Source organism: Chitinimonas sp. BJYL2, assembly GCF_027257935.1.
Lineage (GTDB): Bacteria > Pseudomonadota > Gammaproteobacteria > Burkholderiales > Chitinimonadaceae > Chitinimonas.
The window spans coordinates 1-20,334 of sequence record NZ_JANZKW010000003.1; the positions used below are offsets into that span (position 1 = coordinate 1).

The window sequence follows — 20,334 nt, forward strand, 5'->3', positions numbered from 1 at the left end:
TTTGCTTGGCGGCCATAGCGCCTTGGACCCACGCCTTCCCATCTCGAACAGGACCGTGAAACGAGGCCGCGCCGATGATAGTGCGGATTCCCGTGTGAAAGTAGGTCACCGCCAGGCTACCCTATACAAAAACCCCAGCTAATCAGCTGGGGTTTTTTGTTTTGGTAGTATCTTCCCCTTTGTCGCCGACGCTAACGGTCGGGGTACATGCCGGTATCGTCATCAAGATGAACAAATTGATCCGATATGCTGTCATTACCAAAGATCGCGTCACAAGGATGGATCGACCATGCTCTACCCCGAATTGTTCTCCTCACTCGAAAAAGCACGCTGGGATATGCAGCGCGATATCCCTTGGGAGCAGTTTGATGCTGCTTTACTGACTGATGAGCAGGCACAAACCATCAAGCTCAATGCCATTACCGAGTGGTCTGCCTTGCCAGCCACCGAGATGTTCCTGCGTGACAATCGGGATGACAGCGACTTTTCTGCCTTCATGTCCATCTGGTTTTATGAAGAGCAGAAACACGCCTTGGTCATGATGGAGTATTTGCGCCGCTTCCGCCCTGACCTTGCACCATCGGAAGCCGAGTTGCATGCAGTACGATTCGAGTTTGATCCGGCGCCTCCGCTGGAAACCCTGATGCTGCATTTCTGTGGCGAAGTTCGTCTGACGCAGTGGTATCGACGTGCTTCCGAGTGGCATACCGAACCGGTCATCAAGCATATCTACAAGACGCTCTCGCAAGACGAGGCACGCCACGGCGGTGCTTATCTCAAATACATGAAGCGCGCGATCGATCGCCTTGGCGACGAGGCGAGGCATGCATTTGCGAAAATCGGCGTCTTGATGGCGGCCAGCAGCAAGGCCAGCAAGCCGCTCCATCCGACGAATCTGCATGTGAACCAGTCGTTGTTCCCGAATGATACCGTTCAGAGCCGCCTCCCCGACCCTGGCTGGTTGGAGCGTTGGCTTGATCAGCAGATCCACTTCGACAAGGAGTGGGAGGCGCGTGTGGTTGGCGGCATCTTGCGCAATATGTCGAACCTGTTTGACCGTACATTTGAAACGGCCAGTCAACTTAATCTCTATCGCAAGGAACTGCAGCGCCAGCTCGGGCAGGCCCCAGCCGTGCTGGCCAGCACTTGAATAAATTCATGAGTCCTTATGCCACGCCTGATTTTGAGTCGAAGATTTGTCCGCCAGAGCAGTTGCTCGAGCGCCTGAACGACTTGCCCCGCCCCCTCGTTTTTACCAACGGCTGTTTTGACATCCTGCATCGCGGGCATGTCACTTATCTGGCGCAAGCCCGTGCGTTGGGCGCCGCCATGGTGGTGGCATTGAATACCGATGCCTCCGTACGCAGGCAGGGCAAGGGAGACGACCGCCCGATCAATCCGCTGGAAAATCGTGCTGCAGTCATGGCAGCACTGGCAGCCTGCGATCTGGTGACCTGGTTCGACGCCGATACGCCGCTTGATCTCATCCTGGCCGTGCGCCCGGATGTGCTGGTCAAGGGGGGAGACTGGGCGCCTGACAAGATTGTGGGCAGTGCGGATGTGTTGGCGCGCGGAGGCAGCGTGCACTCCATCCCGTTCCTGTTTGATACCTCGACCACGGCAACCCTGAAGAAGATACGTGCGCAGGATGAGGCAAGTCGCTGATGAGTGCTGCCAATTCAACTGCGCTTTTTGACTTCATCGAGGATTTCCAGCGGCAAGGCCTGACTGAACCTCAGCTGTTGTGGCAGCTGGCCGTCTTGTTGCTGGGTGGCGTGCTGGCCTGGCTGTTGGCGGCAGCGCTATCTCCCAGGCTACGAAAAGCGGCGGGTGATCGCTGGCGCGCCGGCTCGAACGGTGTCGCCAACGTGCTGTTTCCGATGTGTTTCTGGCTTGGCGTTGAGTTGGCGCTGGCGGTATGGCATTCCGCTCATCCGCTGACGTTGCTGCGCTTGTCGGCCAGCCTGCTGTCTGCCTGGGTCATCGTTCGGACCGTGGCGCACTTGTTGCAGCAATCCTTCGTACAGTCTGGCTGGGTCAATCGCGCCTTGCGACCCCTCTCTGCCTTGATCTGGCTGGTCTATGCCCTGCATATCACCGGTGTACTGCCGGATATCAAGCAGATGCTGGACGGGATTGCCCTGCCCTTGGGTAAGCAACATGTTTCGCTGCTGACCGTGCTGAACGGATTGGTGTCGATTGCTGTCACCCTGCTGCTGGCAATGTGGCTGGGCCGCTTGCTGGAACAGCGTGTCATGGCGGCAACCACCGTCGATATCAGCGTGCGGGTCGTCATGACCAAGGTGGCGCGCACGGCGTTGGTTGTTCTGGGTGTGATTGTCGCGCTGCCTTTGGTGGGTATTGATCTCACCGTCCTCTCGGTATTCGGTGGTGCCTTGGGTGTCGGCTTGGGCTTCGGTTTACAGAAGATTGCCAGCAACTATGTATCCGGCTTCATCATCCTGCTCGATGGTTCGGTTCGCATCGGCGATCTGGTCAATATCGATGGCCGTCAGGGCATCATCTCGCAGATTACCTCCCGTTACGTGGTACTCAAGCTCGGTGATGGCAGCGAGGCCATCATTCCCAATGAAGCGCTGATTACGTCGACCGTGCTGAACTTGTCGCATTCGGACAAGCTCTTGCGCGTGGTCCTGCCGGTACAGGTGGCCTATGGTTCGGATCTGGAGCGCATTTCCACCATCTTGGTGGACCTTGCCCGGGCCCAGCCCAGGGTGCTTGAGGAGCCGGCGCCGCAAGCCTTGATCAAGGCATTCGGCGAGAACGGCATCGATGTCGAGCTCGCCATCTGGATTGCTGATTCGGATCAGGGAACCGTTGTGCTGCGTTCCGATCTGAACAAACAGATCTGGTCGGCATTCCGGGCTGAGGGTATCGAGATCCCCTATCCGCGCCGTGATGTGCAGTTCATCAAGGCCCCGATTGATCGGGATCAAACTCCGGCTGTCGGTTCGAGCGCGCGCTAGGCAAGCGATAGGGCGTAGAATCCGCCCCGTTTGTACTGTGTACCTTGAAAAGGGAATTCCATGCTCTCATGGCTCAATGGTCTGATTGATCTGCCTTGGTGGGGTTATATCGTGGTCGCCTTGGTGCTGACCCATATCACCATCGCATCCGTCACCATCTTCTTGCATCGTCACCAAGCGCATCGTGCGCTGGACCTGCATCCGATTGCCAGTCATTTTTTCCGCTTCTGGCTCTGGCTGACTACCGGTATGGTCACCAAAGAGTGGGCGGCCATACACCGCAAGCACCATGCACGCTGCGAGACGCCGGAAGATCCGCACAGCCCGCAAGTGCTGGGTATCAAGAAGGTCCTGCTGGAAGGTTCGGAGCTATATCGCGCCGAATCCAAAAACAAGGAAACTCTGGAGAAGTTCGGTCACGGCACCCCCGATGACTGGCTAGAACGTCATCTCTACACGCCACACAGCGTGTGGGGCGTGGTCACCATGGCCATCATCGATGGACTTCTGTTCGGTGCCAACGGTATCTGGATCTGGGCGGTGCAGATGATCTGGATTCCGGTGACGGCAGCGGGCATCATCAACGGTATTGGTCACTACTGGGGCTACCGCAACTTCGAGAATGAAGATGCCTCCCGCAATATCGTGCCTTGGGGCATCCTGATCGGTGGCGAAGAGCTGCACAATAATCACCATACCTTCGGTACGTCGGCCAAGCTGTCCAACAAGGCTTGGGAGTTCGATATCGGCTGGCTGTATATCCGCATTCTCGAAACCTTTGGTCTGGCCAAAGTGCGTCGCGTGGCACCCGCCGTGCGTGCTATCGAGGCCAAGTCGCAGGCGGATTTCGATACCCTTCAGGCAATCATTGCCAATCGCTACGAGATTGCCTCGGCGTATGCGCGTCAACTCAAGGCCACCGTGTCTGCCGAGATCGAGCAGATGCGCCAGCGTGCGCACAATCGCCCGCAGGTGGATTTCAATCTGCAACGCGCCATGAAGCGCTGGCTCAAGCAGGACCGCAAGGACACGCCGGTGCAGGATCAGGCGCATCTGGACGCGCTGCTGGCCGAGTCCAAGGTGCTGGAAACCGTTTACAGCATGCGCCAGGAGCTGACCTTGCTGTGGGAGCGCTCCTCCGCTTCCAAGGAACAGTTGCTCAAACAGTTGCAGGATTGGTGCGCGCGTGCCGAGGCCAGCGGCATTGAAGCGCTACGCGAATTCTCGCTGCGCTTGCGTGGTACTGCGCTCGCCTGATTGAGCACGTATCATCCAGAGGGCGGCCCGATGGCCGCCCTTTTGTTTTTTCAGGAAAGCTGATTCATGTCCATCCAGCGCTATCACATTGGTCCGCGCATGTCGGAAATTGTCGTCCACAACAATACGGTTTATCTGGCCGGACAGGTTGCCGATCAGCAGCTCTATGCCGGCACGGGTGCGCAAACGGTCGAGGTGCTCTCGCTGATTGATACTCTGCTGGCTGAAGTGGGCAGTGCCAAGGACAAGATCCTGTCCGCGCAGATATGGCTGGCGGATATGGATGACTATGATGAGATGAATACCGCCTGGACCGCCTGGGTGCCCGAGGGTCATGCGCCTGTGCGAGCCACTGTCGAGGCCAAGCTGGCTGCGCCGGAGTATCGGGTCGAGATCAAAGTCATCGCGGCGCTCTAAGGCCGCTCCGAGCAACTGCTCTCTTTCTGGAGTCAATCCGCCTATGGAAACCTCCTCCTTTATTTCCGCCACCATCCTGCTGATCCTGGTGACCGATCCGCTGGGGAACATCCCCTTGTTCATCGGGCTGCTGCGCCAGGTCGATCCGGCGCGGCGACGCCGCATCATCATCCGCGAAGTACTCTTAGCTACGGCGATCCTGCTGTTCTTCCTGTTCTTTGGTCAGCGTGTGCTGGATGTCATGCATCTCAGTGAGACATCGCTGGGTATTGCTGGCGGGGTGATCCTGTTCCTGATTGCCCTGAAGATGATCTTCCCTCATCCGGAAGGGGCGTTTGCGCATCAGGTCAAAGGCGAGCCTTTCCTGGTGCCCTTGGCGATTCCCTTCATCGCCGGGCCTTCGGCGATGGCGACGGTCCTGCTGCTCGTTTCCCGCGAACCGGACCGCATGTGGGAGTGGATTGGCGCACTCCTGGTGGCGATGAGCGTGTCTGCGGTAGTGCTTGGCTTTGCCGAAAAGATTGCCGATTTTCTGGGCGAGCAGGTCACGATGGCCTTTGAGCGGCTGATGGGGCTGATCCTGACAGCGATCGCGATCGAGATGCTGCTGGCGGGTATCCAGAAGTTTGTCCTGCAGCTGCATCACGCTGCGCCCGTATAATGGCGGTCTGATCGATCATAGGAGCCTGACATGACCCTGGATGACATGAAGCGTGCCGCAGCGCAGGCCGCCATCGCACACATCCCCGATAACTGTGTGGTGGGTGTCGGGACCGGCTCCACGGCCAACCACTTCATTGATGCGCTGGCCACGATCAAGGGTCGTATCGAGGGTGCTGTAGCCAGTTCCGAAGCCTCGGCGGCGCGGCTCAAGCAGCACGGCATTGCCGTTTTCGATTTGAACGCGGTAGACAAGCTTCCGGTCTACGTGGATGGCGCCGACGAGATCAATCACTATCTGCACGCGATCAAGGGCGGTGGTGCCGCGCTGACGCGGGAAAAGATTGTAGCCGCCGTCGCCGACAAGTTCATTTGCATTGCCGATGAGACCAAGCTGGTGGATGTGCTGGGCCGCTTCCCGTTGCCCGTGGAAGTGATCCCCATGGCGCGCAGCCATGTCGCCCGCCAACTGGTTTTGCTGGGCGGCCGACCGGTGTATCGTGAGGGCGTGGTGACCGACAATGGCAATGTGATTCTGGATGTTCACGGCATGCAGATTGCCGAACCCGGCAAACTGGAAGGCGAGATCAACCAGATTGTTGGCGTGGTCACCAATGGACTGTTTGCCCGCCGGCGCGCGGATGTGCTCCTGCTCGGCAGCGCGCAGGGCGTCAAGACGCTGACCTGATCGCAGCAAACCGTAAGAAAACTGTCACCGAAAATTCGTTTGGCGCATTGCTACGCACATGCCAAGCTTGATACCGGGTCGCACGAGGGTTTAACCGCATGTCTGAACATATTTCGAAGCAGTTTGATATCGAGCTTGAAGCTGCTCGCGCCAAGATTCTGGCCATGGCCGGTTTGGTGGAGGAACAGTTCCGCGATGCCATGAAGGCACTGGAGACGGGTAACCCCGAGCTGATCAACAAGGTTGAAGAAACCGAAAAGCGCGTCAACGCGCTGCATATCGAAATCGACGATGATTGCATGCATATCATCGCGCGCCGCCAGCCTGCAGCCAGCGATCTGCGCATGGTGCTCACCGTGAACAAGGCGGTGAATGATCTGGAACGTATCGGCGACAAGGCCGCCAAGATTGCCGGCCGCGCCCGCCTGATTTACGAGGCAGGTCGTGTCAATGTGCCGCGGATGTCGGATCTGAGCTACCAGGCCGGTATCGCACTGACCATGCTGCGCTCGGCCTTCGATGGCTTTGCCCGTCTGGACCCGAGCGTGGCCAGCCAGGTCGCGCGCGAGGACATCAAGCTGGATGAGGAGTTCAAGGCCATCCAGCGCCAGCTGATTACCTACATGATGGAAGACCCTCGCACCATCAGCCTGGCGCTCGAAATCATCGAGATCGCCAAGGCCATCGAGCGTGTGGGTGACCATGCCAAGAACGTGGCGGAATACGTGGTGTATCTGGTCAAGGGCATCGATATTCGTCATAGCGCCCTCGAAGAAATCGAACAGATCGAGAAGCAAAGCTCCTGATTCTGTTGTACCAAGTCGCAAGCCAGCCCCGTGCCAGTGCGCGGGGCTTGTCTTTTGTGGTGCCGGTTCCGACAATCCGCCCATACCAGCCAGCCAAGAAATGCCCATGAGCCCCACGCACACGATTGCCGCGGTCGATCTCGGTTCCAACAGCTTCCGCCTGCAAGTCGCCCGCGTGGTCGACGATCAGGTTTATCCACTGGATGCGCTCAAGGACACGGTACGCTTTGCCGCTGCCCTGGATAACCGTGATGAGCTTGATGAGAAGGGCCAGACGCGCGCACTGGCGGCCTTGGCCCGTTTTGGCGAGCGTTTGCGAGGCATGCCGCGCGAGCATGTGCGGGTGGTGGCGACCAATACGCTGCGGGTGGCCCGCAACGCGGCCGACTTCCTGCCCAAGGCTGAGGCGGCACTGGGTTTCCCCATTGAGGTGATTGCCGGGCGCGAAGAAGCGCGGTTGATTTACATCGGCGCTGCACACAGCCTCCCGGCCAGCAAGGAGAAGCGTCTGGTCGTGGATATCGGTGGTGGCTCCACCGAATTCATCGTCGGCCAGCAGTTCAAGCCGCTCAAGACCGAAAGTCTGTTGATGGGCTGTGTCAGTTACAGCCTCAAGTTCTTTCCCGATGGCAAGCTCACCGCGCGTGCCTTCCGTGATGCCGAGCTGGCCGCACGTTCGGAGCTGCAGGCCATCGTGCAGGATTTCAATCAAGCGCACTGGCAATTGGCCATCGGCACCTCCGGGACTGCCCGTTCGCTTTCCGACATCATGGAACTCAATGACCTGAGCAGCGGAGGGATCACGCTCGATGGCATGGAAAAGCTGCGCGCCATCATGCTAAAGGCCGGCCATATCGATGCGGTCCAGCTCAATGGTTTACGTGCAGACAGGCGTCCGGTCTTGCCCGGCGGTTTTGCCATCATGGCCGCCGTATTTGCCGAGCTGGGTGTCGAGAAGATGGGCATCACGCTGGGCGCCTTGCGAGATGGCGTGCTCTACGATCTTCTGGGGCGTCAGCATCATCGTGATCTGCGTGACGTGACGGTGACGCAGTTCAAGCGTCGCTATCACATCGATATGGCGCAGCAGGCGCGTGTGTCTGCGTTGGCGGAGACGTTCTATCGGCAGATGGCCCACAGCCTGCAGATTGACCCCGAGGCGGACCTGAACTTGCTGCTCTGGGCTGCGCGGCTGCATGAGATCGGTCTGACGGTCTCGCATTCGAGTTATCACAAACACTCCGCCTACATACTCCAGCACGCGGACATGCCCGGTTTTTCCAGTCATGAGCAAGCCAGGCTCGCGCTGCTGGTATTGGGCCACAAGGGTGGCCTCAAGAAGCTCGGCAGCGGCCATGCACCGGATCGCTGGGCGCGGGTGATGGCGCTGCGACTGGCGGTATTGTGTTGCCGCAGCCGCATTGACCGTGAGCCGCCCCCCATCTCCCTGGCGGCCATCAAGAACGGTTTCAGCCTGTCAGCCCCGGATGACTGGCTGGCCGCCAACCCCCTGACCCACACGGCCTTGATTCAGGAAGCCGAGGAGTGGCGCGAGATTGGCCAGTCGCTGTCCTTGTCGCCCAACTTTGGCCGCTGGGACAAGGCCGGCGCCTGAGGCTTGTCGCGCCCATGCCGCAGCGCTGGGCGATAAGGCAACGAATTCGCGCTATCTCCCTGTTTTCGTAGTGGGAAACGGCAGTCTCGCATAGAATCGCGCCCTTCGATTCAGGGGTGGCCTCAGGAGAGAGTAATGCCCATAGCCCTACAGTCCATTATCGGCGTGGTTGCCCTGCTGGCCATCGCCTGGCTGTGCTCGTATAACCGCAGCAAGATCAACTGGCGCATCGTACTGGTGGGCTTGGCCCTGCATACGGGTTTTTGCCTGCTGTTCAGCCAGGTGCCACCGGCGCGGATGGCGCTGGACAGCATTGGCGTCGGTTTCGTGAAGCTGCTTAGCTTTGCGGGTGACGGCGCACGCTTCATCTTTGGTGATCTGGCCAATCCGGGTGGCAAGCTGGCCTTCATCTTTGCCTTCAATGTGTTGCCGATCCTGCTGTTCTTCTCGGCCTTTTCCGCCTTGCTGTACCACTTCGGCATCCTGCAGAAGATCGTGGTCGGCTTCGCCTGGATCATGAAGCGGACCATGCAGCTTTCGGGTCCGGAGAGTCTGTCCGTGGCCGGTAACATCTTCCTGGGCCAGACTGAGGCGCCGCTGCTGGTGCGCCCCTTCGTCGCACGGATGACGCGCTCCGAATTGTTCTGCCTGATGGTGGGTGGCATGTCGACCCTGGCGGGTTCGGTCATGGCGGCCTATGTGGCGTTTCTGGGCGGTGCTGACCCGGCTGCACAGGCCAAGTTTGCGACCTGGCTGCTGCTGGCGTCGATCATGAATGCACCTGCTGCGGTGATTTTTGCCAAGATGATCCTGCCCGAGGAGGACGAAAGCCATATGTCGTCCAACCGCCTGGATTACGATCACGGCCAGCATGGGCACTTCATCAATGCCCTGGTCGATGGCACGATCGAGGGCCTCAAGCTGGCCTGTATCGTGGCAGCCGTGCTGCTGGTGTTCGTGTCGCTGATTGCCTTCCTGAACCATATGACACAGAACGTGGTGGGTGAATGGCTGGGGGTGAACGGGGTGATTCGCGATGCGACCGGCGGCTTGTTCCCGGGTTTGACGCTGCAGTATCTGTTCGGTCAGCTTTTCCGTCCGGTCGCCTGGCTGCTGGGTGTGCCTTGGGCGGAAACCATGCAGGTAGGTTCGCTGCTGGGTCAGAAGATCGTCGTCAACGAGTTCGTGGCGTATCTGGACCTGGCGCGCCTCAAGGATGCGGGTCAGCTCTCGCCCCACTCGATCATGATCGCGACTTTCGCCCTGTCGTCGTTCTCCAACTTTTCCTCCGTGGGTATCTGCGTCGCCGGTATTGGCGCCATGGCGCCCAACCAGCAGCAGACGCTTGCCGCCATCGGCATGCGGGCCTTGCTCGCGGCCGTTCTTGCGGGCTTGCTGACGGCGACGGTGGGGGCGCTCTGGTTGACCGGAACCTAGTACCTCACGCTGTCACCATGTAAAAACCGGGCGCAAGCCCGGTTTTTTTATGCCGCGCTCCCAAAGCGACGCGAGAATCGCAAGTCGTCCGGATAAGGGAAAAAGTCTTCCACATGTCCGGCGCGGATCCGGTCTTGCCGTGTGCGCCAGAAGGCCGGGTTCAGCAGATCCCGGTGGTGTTGCAGGAAGACCCGGCGGATTTCAGTCGGGCCCAGCAGGAAGCGGGCAAACTCTTCGGGGAAGACATCGTTGCGGGCTATCGGATACCACGGCTCGCTGGCCATTTCCTGCTCGGGCGTCTGGGGTTCGGGTAGCTCGCGGAAGTTGCAGTCGGTCATGTACTCGATTTCGTCGTAATCGTAGAACACGACGCGGCCATAACGGGTGATGCCGAAGTTCTTGAACAGCATGTCACCCGGGAAGATATTGGCCGTAGCCAGTTCACGGATGGCGTTGCCGTAGTCGAGCACCGCATGCTCCAGCTGGGCAGGTGTGGCGCGGTTCAGGTAAAGATTCAGCGGCTCCATGCGCCGCTCGATATAGAGGTGACGTATCACGATCTCGTGTTCGTCCTCCTCCAGCAGGCTGGGCGCCAGTCGTCGCAGTTCACCCAGCAGGTCCTCGTTGAAGCGCGCCTTGGGCAGGGCCACATTGCTGAATTCCAGCGTATCTGCCATGCGCCCGACACGATCATGCTGCTTCACCAGCTGGTATTTGGTGCGGACGATTTCCTTGGTGACATCCTTGGTGGGGGCAATCTCGTCCTTGATCAGCTTGAACACATAGGGGAAGGAGGGCAGGGTGAACACAAGCATCACCAAGCCGCGGATACCGGGTGCCTCGATGAAATTGTCGTTGCTATGGCGCAGATGGTGGATCAGGTCGCGGTAGAACACCGTCTTGCCCTGTTTGCCCAGGCCCAGCATGGTGTAGAGCTCGGCCTTGGGCTTGAAGGGCAGCAAGGAGCGCAGAAAGCCCACATAGCCTGAAGGCGAGGCCATATCCACCATGAAATAGGCGCGGTTCAGCGAGAACAGAATGGCAATCCGGCTGGGTTCCAGCAGGATGGTATCGAGGAACAGCTTGCCATCTGCATCGTGCAGCACTGGCACGGCAAACGGGTACTCCAGGCCGCCGTTGATGGCCTTGCCGATGATGTAGGCGGCTTTGTTCCGATAGAAGGCGCTCGACAGCACCTGGATCTGGAAGTTGGCCTCGATCTCCGGCCAGACCCCGCCTGCATGCAGGCGGGCGCTCTCGATCAGATAACCCAGATCGCGTTCCAGATCGGCGAAGCCACGTTGCCAGCCAAAATCATCAATGATCTGTCGCAACGCCTGACGAAAGCCGCCGTTGCGCGGGTAGTAGCTGCGATAGGTGGGTGGGTCGGATTCGATGTATTCAGTCGAGACCGTGGGCCGCACGAAAATGAAATCATTGTGGAAGTAATTGCGGTGCAGGATCTTGCAACACACCGAGTTGAAGAAGGTTTCAGCCAGCTCGGGTTGCTTATGGTTCACCAGCATGCCGATGAACAACAGTTTGGCTTGTTGCCAGATGTCATCATCCAGCCAGTCCGCATGGAATTGCTCATGCAGGCGTTGTACGCATTCGTCCACGCGCTCATCGTAGAAGCGGATACGCTCACGGGCGGCGCGCTGCACAGCATGCCAGTCGCCCGCATCGAAGCGTTCCTTGGCCGCGCGGCTGACCTCGCGGAAGATGCTGTAGTGGCGATCAAACCCTTCGATCAGGGCGCGGGCAATGCCGATGGCTTTGGGGTGTTGGCCGGAGGGAATCAGCATGGGCAGTCTCTGCAAACGCGCCAGCGCAAGGCTGCGATGGCAATGCGTCGAGCCTACCGGGGCAGGGCCTCAAGGAAAAGTCTGCCGAGAGAGGGTGTGACCGTGAGGCCTCACTTGCGTGCGCCAAAACCACGCGCGTGGTAAGGCGTCTTTGCCTGCGTTGCAGTCGGGCTGCTGCGGCCCGGCAAGGCCACACTGAGGCGTTGCCATTCGCCTGGCACGATGCCGTCGATGCGCCACTCCCCCACCTGCACGCGCACCAGCCGCAGTGTGGGCAGGCCGACTTTGGCGGTCATGCGCCGCACCTGGCGGTTCTTGCCCTCACGGATGGTCAGACTGATCCAGCTGTCGGGAATCGCCTTGCGTACGCGGATGGGCGGGTTGCGCGGCCAAAGATCGGGTTCGGGCAGCAGCCGGGCTTCCGCTGGCAGGGTAGTGAAATCACCCAGGTCGACGCCACGACACAGCTGATCCAGCTGCGCCTGTGTCGGTATGCCCTCAACCTGCACCCAGTAAGTCTTGGGCAGTTTGTGACGCGGGTCGGCAATGCGCGTCTGCAGCGCGCCGTCGTCAGTCAGCAGCAGCAGGCCCTCGGAGTCGGTATCCAGTCGTCCGGCGGGGTAAAATCCGGGCGCCGCGATGTAATCCGCCAGTGTCTGGTGTCGCTCGTGCGCCGAGAACTGGGTGATCACACCATAGGGCTTATTGAACAGAATCAAATCAGGCATACGCGAATGCGGCTCAGTGGCGGGCTCGGTCGTATAATACGGCTGCTTTGGCCTGTGCCGAAGCCCGCTGCTCAAATTCCTGCCTGCCCGGAGTTGCCGCCATGCGTTGGATGCTGCCGTTGTTGCTGCTCATTGCGGGCCTTGGGTTGCGGGCTGAAACGACTGCACCGGCACTGCGGATGTATGCCGTGGAGTTCACACCCGGTGCGGCGTGGCAGGCAGACAAGCCTGCGCATTTGCAGGAAGGTTTCAAGGCGCATTCGGCGAATCTCGCCGCCTTGCGCAAGGAAGGGCGGGTGCGTGTCGGCGCCCGCTATGCCGACAAGGGCCTGATCGTGGTTGCCGCGGCGTCAGCCGATGAGGTCAGGGCCTTGTTTGACAAGGATCCTTCGGTACAGGCCGCGGTCTTTGCCTATACCGTGAACGAGATGCTTGTGTTTTATCCTGGCCAGCTGGGCAATCCCTGAGCAGCCAACGCGGCGCCCACACGGGCCGTGCAAACCAATTAGTCATAGTCATCAACACCCAAGACGGAGCGCACCATGTCGCATATCAAGGTCCCTGCAAGCGGCCAGAAGATCATCCCCGGCCAGGCCATCCCGAATAACCCGATCATCCCGTTCATCGAGGGTGACGGCATTGGCGTTGACATCACCCCGGTGATGAAGAAGGTCGTGGATGCGGCTGTGGCCAAGGCTTACGGTGGCAGCAAGCAGATTCACTGGATGGAAATCTACGCTGGTGAGAAGTCGACCAAGGTATATGGCTCCGATGTGTGGCTGCCTGAAGAAACCATGGCTGCCCTCAAGGACTATGTGGTCTCGATCAAGGGCCCGATGACGACCCCGGTGGGTGGTGGCATCCGTTCGTTGAACGTGGCCCTGCGCCAGGAGCTGGATCTGTACGTCTGCCTGCGCCCCGTGCGCTACTTCACCGGTGTGCCTTCGCCACTGAAGCGCCCGGATCTGACAGATATGGTCATCTTCCGTGAGAACACCGAAGACATCTACGCCGGTATCGAGTGGGCTGCCGAGTCCGACGGTGCCAAGAAGGTGATCAACTTCCTGCAAGGCGAAATGGGCGTCAAGAAGATCCGTTTCCCCGAGACCTCGGGTATCGGCATCAAGCCGGTTTCCAAGCAGGGCACCGAGCGCCTGGTGCGCAAGGCTATCCAGTACGCCATCGACAACGGCCGCAAGAGCGTGACCATTGTCCACAAGGGCAACATCATGAAGTTCACCGAAGGTGGCTTCCGTGACTGGGCTTACGCGCTGGCCAAGAACGAATTCGGTGGTGTCGAGATCGACGGCGGCCCGTGGCTCAAGCTGCCGAACGGCATCGTGATCAAGGACGCCATTGCTGACGCCTTCCTGCAGCAGATTCTGCTGCGTCCTGCCGAGTACGATGTGGTTGCCACGCTGAACCTGAATGGCGACTACATCTCCGATGCGCTGGCAGCCCAGGTTGGCGGTATCGGCATCGCCCCGGGCGCCAACCTGAGCGATTCGGTGGCCATGTTCGAGGCGACACACGGCACCGCACCGAAGTACGCCGGCCAGGACAAGGTGAACCCCGGTTCGCTGATCCTCTCGGCTGAAATGATGCTGCGCCACATGGGCTGGACCGAAGCCGCCAATCTGATCATCAGCTCGATGGAGAAGGCCATTGCCGACAAGCAGGTGACCTATGACTTCGCCCGCCTGATGGATGGCGCGACCGAAGTGTCGTGCTCGGCCTTCGGCGACGCAATGATCGCCCGCATGTAAGGCTGTATCGGTTTGCCGCCACCCTTGCGGTGGCGGTACCCACAAAAAAACCCGCGAAATTCGCGGGTTTTTTTGTTTCGGCTGAAACCTTCAGACGCTTAGGCGTTCTGAATGTTCGAAGCCTGCTTACCCTTAGGACCTTGGGTCACTTCGAAGGAAACCTTTTGGCCTTCCTTCAGGGTCTTGAAACCAGCCATGTTGATAGCCGAGAAGTGTGCGAACAGATCTTCGCCGCCATCATCAGGGGTAATGAAGCCAAAACCCTTGGCGTCGTTGAACCATTTAACGGTACCAGTTGCCATTGTACTAATTCCTCAATTGCGGTTGCGGTAATAAGGAAGCGGCGAGCCACCTCCGTGTTGTTATGGTTCAAGGCTCGCAAGACTGGCACTTCACGTACTACGACAACCGCGTACAGCCGACAGCCGGTACTAGCTACCAACTTGAATCCAAACGTTCGCCTTGTACGCCCGTGGATTTTGGCCGTCAAGCCCCGCGAGCACGTGTTTTTGCGGGTGTCGGGGAAATACGTCACTTGAAATGCGGGCCAAGCGGGCCAAAATTAGAGGGCAGGTGATACCGGATCCGAAACCTGAACATGCCCAGCAAGCACCAAGATGGCGTTGAACTCGCCAAGTTGCCCACCGTCGTCAAGCCTCCCGCCATGTTCAAGGTGGTGCTGCTCAATGACGATTTCACGCCCATGGAGTTTGTGGTGATCGTACTTCAACAGTTCTTCGGCATGGACCATGAACGGGCGAACCGTGTCATGCTCAAGGTGCACACCGAGGGCAAGGGTGTCTGTGGCGTCTATTCCAAGGACGTCGCCGCGACCAAGGTCGCACAGGTCATGGATTTTTCACGGCAGCATCAGCATCCGCTGCAGTGTGTGATGGAGGAAAACTGATGATTGCCCAGGAACTTGAAGTCAGCCTGCATACGGCCTTTGTCGAGGCCCGGCAGAAGCGGCACGAATACATCACGGTCGAGCACCTGTTGCTCGCCATGCTGGATAACCCCAGCGCGCAGGAGGTGCTGCGCGCTTGCGGTGCCAAAGTGGACCAACTGCGTCGCGAGTTGACCGAATTCGTCGCCGAACACACACCGCTCGTCGCCGGCTCGGGGGATGTGGAGACCCAGCCGACGATCGGTTTCCAGCGCGTCATCCAGCGCGCCATCCTGCATGTGCAGTCGTCGGGCAAGAAGGAAGTGACCGGCGCCAATGTGCTCGTCGCCATTTTTGGCGAGAAGGATTCGCACGCGGTTTACTTCCTGCATCAGCAGGGCATTACCCGGCTCGACGTGGTCAATTTCATCTCCCACGGCATCAGCAAGGTATCGCCGCAGGCCGGCGGCAGCCAGAGTGCGCCCAAGCACGATAACGAACACGAGAATGAAGCCGAGCAGACCAGTCATGGTGCCCTGGAGAGCTTCACGCTGAACCTGAATCTCGCTGCCTCGCAGGGCCGTATCGACCCGCTGATCGGCCGCGATACCGAGATCGAGCGTGTGATCCAGGTGCTGTGCCGCCGGCGCAAGAACAACCCGCTACTGGTGGGTGAGGCCGGCGTGGGCAAGACCGCCATTGCCGAAGGCCTGGCCAAGCGCGTAGTCGATGGCGATGTACCCGATATCCTCGCCGATGCCACCGTGTACGCGCTCGATATGGGCGCGCTGCTGGCCGGCACCAAATACCGTGGCGATTTCGAGCAGCGCCTCAAGGCCGTGATCAAGCAGCTGGCCGAAGACCGCAACGCCATCCTGTTCATCGACGAGATCCACACTGTGGTCGGTGCAGGTGCGGCCTCGGGCGGCACGCTCGATGCCTCGAACCTGCTCAAGCCCGCGCTGAGCAACGGCACGCTCAAGTGCATAGGCGCGACCACCTACACGGAATACCGCGGCATCTTCGAGAAGGACAACGCGCTGTCGCGTCGTTTCCAGAAGATCGATGTGTCCGAACCGACCGTGGAACAGACCGTGGAGATTCTCAAAGGGCTCAAGAGCCGCTTCGAGGAGCACCATGGCGTCAAGTACACGGCGGCTGCGCTGACCACCGCGGCCGAGCTGTCGGCCAAATACATCAATGATCGCCACCTGCCGGACAAAGCCATCGACGTGATTGACGAGGCGGGTGCCGCGCAGAAAATCCTGCCCAAGTCGCGGCAGAAGAAAACCATCGGCAAGCCCGAGGTGGAAGAGATCGTTGCCAAGATTGCGCGGATTCCGCCCAAGAGCGTTTCCACGGATGACCGCAACACGCTCAAGACACTGGATCGCGATCTGAAAAACGTGGTGTTCGGTCAGGACAATGCCATCGACGCTCTGGCGACATCGATCAAGATGGCACGTGCTGGCCTTGGCAACCCGCAAAAGCCGATCGGCTCCTTCCTGTTCAGCGGTCCGACGGGCGTGGGCAAGACCGAAGTGGCCCGCCAGCTGGCGTACACGCTGGGTATCGAGCTGATCCGCTTTGATATGTCCGAATACATGGAGCGCCATGCCGTCAGCCGTTTGATCGGCGCCCCGCCGGGCTATGTGGGTTTTGATCAAGGTGGCTTGCTGACCGAAGCCATCACCAAGCATCCGTACGCCGTGCTGCTGCTCGACGAGATCGAGAAGGCGCATCCGGATATCTTCAACGTGCTCTTGCAGGTGATGGATCACGGTACGCTGACCGACAACAACGGCCGCAAGGCGGACTTCCGCAACGTGATCATCGTGATGACCACGAACGCGGGGGCGGAAGCGCTCAACAAGACCAGCATCGGCTTCACCGTCAACAAGACGGCGGGGGACGAGCTGGCCGAGATCAAGCGTCTCTTCACGCCGGAGTTCCGTAACCGTCTGGACGCCGTGATCAGCTTTGCACCGCTGAATCAGGACATCATCCTGCAAGTGGTCGATAAGTTCCTGATGCAGCTAGAAAGCCAGCTGCACGAGAAGAAGGTCGAGGCGCACTTTACCGATGCACTCAAGGCCTATCTGGCCAAGAAGGGTTTCGATCCGCTCATGGGTGCGCGGCCGATGGCGCGCCTGATTCAGGACACCATCCGCAAGGCGCTGGCCGATGAGTTGCTGTTTGGTCGTCTGGCCAGTGGTGGAGATGTGACCATCGACGTTGATGGCGATGACAAGGTGATCTTGCAGATCGACGAGAAAGTGGCAGAACCTGCTTGATCAGACCCGCTTGCCGCAGCAACAAAGAGCCCCGTCATGCGGGGCTTTTTGTTGGCTGTCGGTTAAGCCAGGCGCAGCACTGGGCCAATCGCGAACCCGACCCCGTCCGATTGGCGACTATTCAGGTCTTTGCCGCGGCCAGAGCATGAAAGCAAACAGCCCCCCGGCTGCCACACCCAGCAGCAGCGCCAAGGGAGCCCATAGTATGGCCGTCATGCCCCAGATATTACTGAGCGAGTCCGGGATGACATGAAAGAGCAGGAACCAGGGCAGCAGCGTGAGGCCGCAGGCGATACCCAGGGCGACCAGAATGAGAAGCGCTTTGCGGACGAAGGTGGTCATCATTGGGCAACTGATTGGGGTGTGGACGGGCGTGACCAGAAGACCGCGGGTCGGGAAGGGGGCATAGCCAGAGCGTGAGGCCATCTGGCAGACCGAAAGGTCAGTTGCAACTGCCGTGGCCAGCCAAACGTGCATACATGAAAAAATCGCGTGGTGTGCCGCGTACATGCCGGTAGCTTTTCAGCAAGCCTTCCTGAGCGAACCCCATGCGCTCTATGCAGCGGCGGGATTTGAGGTTGGATTCCAGTATGGTGGCTTGTACCCGGACAAGGCCAACATCTTGATGAGCCCAGCTCACGATGGCATTGCCTGCGGCGGTCGCGATGCCCTTGCCCCAGAACGCTGGACTCAAGTCATAAGCGAGTTCAGCCGATTTGTTGACCGGGGCGACGCTATGAAATCCAATGGTGCCAACCAGTTCATCACCATCTTGCAAGGCGATTGCCAGACGAAGGCGTGAATCGGGTTCGCCATGGGTTTCATTGCCCAGATATCCGCTCAGATCTTCGACGGTCGGATGATTCCAGCTAGTGTGCTCATACACGGCAGGCTGGTTCAAATAAGCGGCCCATACCGCCAAATCCGAGGCACGTAGCGGTCGGAGATGCACGGCGTCGTGCGCGATGGCCGGGAGGGAGCGGAAATGCATATTGCACCTGAGGCGAGATGGAGTGGGACCGCGTCGCTAGACTGATCACCAGGCCGGAGACAAACGCCCTGCCCGGTATCAGTCGGACCGGTGGATGGCCAAGGGGCCGGCAGCCTGACACACCGGCATCATCTCGATCACATTGATATTCACATGAGGTGGCAGTTGCGCCAGCCAGACCACCGTCTCGGCAATGTCCTCGGGAGTGAGTGGTGTGGTGCCCTTGTAGACGGTCTGCGCCTTGGTCTCATCACCCTTGAAGCGCACTTGCGAGAATTCGCTGCCGCCTGCCAGACCCGGTTCAATGCAGCTGACGCGCACGGCCGTTCCCAGCAGGTCGGATTTGAGGTTGAGGCTGAACTGGTGGACAAAAGCCTTGGTCGCGCCATAGGCGTTTCCACCGGGGTAGGCGTAATCGCCGGCAATCGAACCGATATTGATGATCAGGCCGCGATTGCGCGCCACCATGCCGGGCAGGATGGTACGTGTGACCGCCACGAGGCCCAAGCAGTTGGTATTGATCATCGTCTGCCAGTCGCCCAGGTCGGCCTGATGCGCAGGCGCCAGGCCCAGCGCCAAGCCGGCGTTGTTGACGAGCAGGTCGATGGCCTGCCATTCGCCCGGCAAGTCAGCCAGCGTGGTCGCCACGGCGTCGAGCTGGCTGACGTCCAGTCCCCGTACCAGCACCTTGCCTGGAAACTCGGCGGCCAGTGCGTCCAGCCGATCAAGGCGGCGCGCGGCAGCAATGACGTGCCAGCCCTCGGCGAGCAGGCGGCGGGCAATGGCGAGGCCAAAACCGGCGCTGGCGCCGGTGACGAGAGCGATGCGGGGTGCGTGCATGGGTCTTTCCGTGGCTTGGGTGTTCAACCCAGCAGCTGTTCCAATGTGCGTCGGTAAACGGCGCTGAGGCGCGGCAAATCGTCGATGGCGACGCGTTCGTTGAGCTGGTGAATGGTGGCGTTGATCGGGCCGAATTCGACCACTTGCGGGCAGATGGCGGCAATGAAGCGGCCATCGGAGGTGCCGCCCGAGGTGGAGAGTTCGGCCTGCACGCCAGCCTCGGCTGCGATGGCCTGTTGCAGTGCGGAGGATAGCTCGCCCGGCTGTGTCAGGAAGGGGCGGCCGCTGAGCGTCCAGGCAATGTGGTGATCGAGCCCGTGGCGTTCGAGTATCTCCGCCATGCGTGCCTTGAGGCTCTCTGCCGTACTGGCGGTGCTGTAGCGGAAGTTGAACTGCACCGTCATCTCGCCCGGTATCACATTGCCCGCGCCGGTACCGGCATGCACATTGGAGATTTGCCAGGTCGTGGGTGGGAAGTAGGCATTACCTTCGTCCCAGACGGTGGCGGCCAGCTCGGCCAGCGCCGGAGCAGCCTGGTGTACGGGGTTGCGCGCCAGATGCGGGTAGGCGACATGGCCCTGGATACCGTAGATGGTCAGCACGCCGCTAAGCGAGCCGCGCCGGCCATTCTTGATCGTGTCGCCAAAGCGTTGGCTGGAGGTGGGTTCACCGATGATGCAGTAGTCGATGTTTTCGCCACGTGCTGCCAAGGTCTCGACGACGCGCGCTGTGCCGTCAACGGCGGTGCCTTCCTCGTCGGAGGTAATCAGCAGGGCAATCGAACCACGATGATCCGGGTGCTCGGCCAGAAACTGCTCGATGGCCACCACAAAGGCGGCCAGAGAGGCCTTCATGTCGGCCGCGCCGCGGCCATACAGGAAGCCATCGCGCTGTACCGGTTCGAACGGTGGCGTATGCCAGTGCTCATGCGGGCCGGTCGGCACCACATCGGTATGGCCGGCAAAGCACAGCACCGGGCCGGTACTGCCGCGGCGCGCCCAGAAGTTTTCCACATCGCCATGGGGCATGGGTTCCACCACAAAACCCAGTGCGTTGAGGCGCTCGGCCAGAATGGCCTGACAACCGGCATCCCGGGGCGTGATCGAATGCAGCGTGATCAGCTGTTCGGTCAGGGTGAGCGTGGGTTCCTGCATGAT

The 20,334-nt window shown here is 59.9% G+C and carries 21 protein-coding genes and 1 rRNA gene; 15 read left to right on the forward strand and 7 right to left on the reverse strand.

The features are described from left to right. The first annotated feature begins 4 nt into the window (after positions 1-4). The 11 genes from rrf to O9X62_RS09865 all read left to right on the forward strand — a co-directional run bounded on the left by rrf (position 5) and on the right by O9X62_RS09865 (position 9,867). Positions 5-117, forward strand: a 5S ribosomal RNA gene (gene rrf / locus O9X62_RS09815). 172 nt (positions 118-289) lie between these two features. Further along, positions 290-1,150 (forward strand): ferritin-like domain-containing protein, encoded by an 861-nt coding sequence (locus O9X62_RS09820; protein ID WP_269532666.1) that lies wholly within the window; start codon positions 290-292, stop codon positions 1,148-1,150. 8 nt (positions 1,151-1,158) lie between these two features. Next, positions 1,159-1,665: an adenylyltransferase/cytidyltransferase family protein gene (locus tag O9X62_RS09825; RefSeq protein WP_269532667.1), complete on the forward strand. Its 507-nt coding sequence runs from the start codon at positions 1,159-1,161 to the stop codon at positions 1,663-1,665. Then, on the forward strand, positions 1,665-2,987 hold the full coding sequence (locus O9X62_RS09830; RefSeq protein WP_269532668.1) for a mechanosensitive ion channel family protein: 1,323 nt from the start codon (positions 1,665-1,667) through the stop codon (positions 2,985-2,987). The genes O9X62_RS09825 and O9X62_RS09830 overlap by 1 nt, the downstream gene beginning before the upstream one ends. Positions 2,988-3,047: 60 nt before the next feature. Next, positions 3,048-4,244, forward strand: coding sequence for a fatty acid desaturase (locus O9X62_RS09835; protein WP_269532669.1), 1,197 nt, complete (start codon positions 3,048-3,050; stop codon positions 4,242-4,244). 66 nt (positions 4,245-4,310) lie between these two features. Then, positions 4,311-4,661: a RidA family protein gene (locus O9X62_RS09840; RefSeq protein ID WP_269532670.1), complete on the forward strand. Its 351-nt coding sequence runs from the start codon at positions 4,311-4,313 to the stop codon at positions 4,659-4,661. 43 nt (positions 4,662-4,704) lie between these two features. Next, complete coding sequence (locus O9X62_RS09845; protein ID WP_269532671.1) at positions 4,705-5,322, forward strand: MarC family protein; 618 nt, start codon at positions 4,705-4,707, stop codon at positions 5,320-5,322. A gap of 30 nt (positions 5,323-5,352) precedes the next feature. Further along, positions 5,353-6,009: a ribose-5-phosphate isomerase RpiA gene (gene rpiA / locus O9X62_RS09850; protein ID WP_269532672.1), complete on the forward strand. Its 657-nt coding sequence runs from the start codon at positions 5,353-5,355 to the stop codon at positions 6,007-6,009. A gap of 98 nt (positions 6,010-6,107) precedes the next feature. Continuing rightward, on the forward strand, positions 6,108-6,815 hold the full coding sequence (gene phoU, locus O9X62_RS09855) for a phosphate signaling complex protein PhoU (RefSeq protein WP_269532673.1): 708 nt from the start codon (positions 6,108-6,110) through the stop codon (positions 6,813-6,815). Between the two features lie 100 nt (positions 6,816-6,915). Further along, positions 6,916-8,430, forward strand: coding sequence for an exopolyphosphatase (gene ppx, locus O9X62_RS09860; protein ID WP_269532674.1), 1,515 nt, complete (start codon positions 6,916-6,918; stop codon positions 8,428-8,430). A 135-nt stretch (positions 8,431-8,565) separates the two neighbouring features. Next, entirely contained in the window at positions 8,566-9,867 is a 1,302-nt protein-coding gene (locus O9X62_RS09865; protein WP_269532675.1) for a NupC/NupG family nucleoside CNT transporter, read from the forward strand. Positions 9,868-9,914: 47 nt separating this feature from the next. On the opposite strand, the gene aceK is transcribed toward O9X62_RS09865, so the two are convergent. Both aceK and O9X62_RS09875 read right to left on the reverse strand, forming a co-directional pair. Then, complete coding sequence (gene aceK, locus O9X62_RS09870; protein ID WP_269532676.1) at positions 9,915-11,672, reverse strand: bifunctional isocitrate dehydrogenase kinase/phosphatase; 1,758 nt, start codon at positions 11,670-11,672, stop codon at positions 9,915-9,917. Positions 11,673-11,782: 110 nt separating this feature from the next. Continuing rightward, positions 11,783-12,400, reverse strand: a complete 618-nt coding sequence (locus O9X62_RS09875; RefSeq protein WP_269532677.1) for a pseudouridine synthase — start codon at positions 12,398-12,400, stop codon at positions 11,783-11,785. Between the two features lie 101 nt (positions 12,401-12,501). Here O9X62_RS09875 and O9X62_RS09880 point away from each other — a divergent pair, with 101 nt between their 5' ends. Further along, positions 12,502-12,867 carry a YciI family protein gene (locus O9X62_RS09880; RefSeq protein WP_269532678.1) on the forward strand — a complete coding sequence of 122 codons (366 nt, stop codon included), beginning with the start codon at positions 12,502-12,504 and terminating at the stop codon, positions 12,865-12,867. Between the two features lie 75 nt (positions 12,868-12,942). Continuing rightward, entirely contained in the window at positions 12,943-14,166 is a 1,224-nt protein-coding gene (gene icd, locus O9X62_RS09885; RefSeq protein ID WP_269532679.1) for an NADP-dependent isocitrate dehydrogenase, read from the forward strand. 98 nt (positions 14,167-14,264) lie between these two features. On the opposite strand, the gene O9X62_RS09890 is transcribed toward icd, so the two are convergent. Further along, complete coding sequence (locus O9X62_RS09890; protein ID WP_028445562.1) at positions 14,265-14,468, reverse strand: cold-shock protein; 204 nt, start codon at positions 14,466-14,468, stop codon at positions 14,265-14,267. Positions 14,469-14,764: 296 nt separating this feature from the next. Here O9X62_RS09890 and clpS point away from each other — a divergent pair, with 296 nt between their 5' ends. Both clpS and clpA read left to right on the forward strand, forming a co-directional pair. Continuing rightward, positions 14,765-15,073 carry an ATP-dependent Clp protease adapter ClpS gene (gene clpS / locus O9X62_RS09895; RefSeq protein ID WP_269532681.1) on the forward strand — a complete coding sequence of 103 codons (309 nt, stop codon included), beginning with the start codon at positions 14,765-14,767 and terminating at the stop codon, positions 15,071-15,073. Continuing rightward, a complete protein-coding gene (gene clpA, locus O9X62_RS09900) occupies positions 15,073-17,346 on the forward strand; it encodes an ATP-dependent Clp protease ATP-binding subunit ClpA (RefSeq protein ID WP_269532682.1) in 2,274 nt (757 codons plus the stop codon). The genes clpS and clpA overlap by 1 nt, the downstream gene beginning before the upstream one ends. Before the next feature lie 117 nt (positions 17,347-17,463). On the opposite strand, the gene O9X62_RS09905 is transcribed toward clpA, so the two are convergent. The 4 genes from O9X62_RS09905 to dapE form a co-directional block, all read right to left on the reverse strand. Then, positions 17,464-17,691 (reverse strand): hypothetical protein, encoded by a 228-nt coding sequence (locus tag O9X62_RS09905; RefSeq protein WP_269532683.1) that lies wholly within the window; start codon positions 17,689-17,691, stop codon positions 17,464-17,466. A gap of 97 nt (positions 17,692-17,788) precedes the next feature. Further along, positions 17,789-18,337: a GNAT family N-acetyltransferase gene (locus O9X62_RS09910; protein WP_269532684.1), complete on the reverse strand. Its 549-nt coding sequence runs from the start codon at positions 18,335-18,337 to the stop codon at positions 17,789-17,791. Between the two features lie 78 nt (positions 18,338-18,415). Next, positions 18,416-19,177, reverse strand: a complete 762-nt coding sequence (locus O9X62_RS09915; RefSeq protein ID WP_269532685.1) for an SDR family NAD(P)-dependent oxidoreductase — start codon at positions 19,175-19,177, stop codon at positions 18,416-18,418. Between the two features lie 23 nt (positions 19,178-19,200). Continuing rightward, positions 19,201-20,334, reverse strand: coding sequence for a succinyl-diaminopimelate desuccinylase (dapE, locus tag O9X62_RS09920; RefSeq protein WP_374708395.1), 1,134 nt, complete (start codon positions 20,332-20,334; stop codon positions 19,201-19,203).